The following is a 235-nucleotide window of genomic DNA, read 5'->3' as shown; positions in this document are numbered from 1 at the left end:
ACAGCGGTGTGTTTGTCGTGCTGTACGCGACAGGTGCGTACGGCGATCGGATCGTCCGCGGGGCCGAGCTCATCTCCGCCGACGTGGGTGCGGTCGTCGCCGCTCTGTACTGGACGGTCACCGCGGCCGTCTCGCAGGGGTACTACGACCTGCTGTCGAGCACGAGCGCCAGCGTCGCGCTGCGATTCGCGTTCCTGTCCGTCGTCAGCGTGACCGTGCTCGGGCTCTCCTGGGT

General features: G+C 68.1%; 1 pseudogene. It reads left to right on the top strand.

Annotated features, from left to right (window positions below):
- Positions 1-235 (top strand): annotated as a pseudogene (locus tag ACPYOG_RS20855) (sensor histidine kinase); the annotation flags it as partial.

This window comes from Leifsonia sp. HAY1-4F, assembly GCF_056755275.1.
The sequence above is the reverse complement of the archived record's forward strand: the minus strand, read 5'-3'. Positions and strand labels throughout refer to the sequence as shown.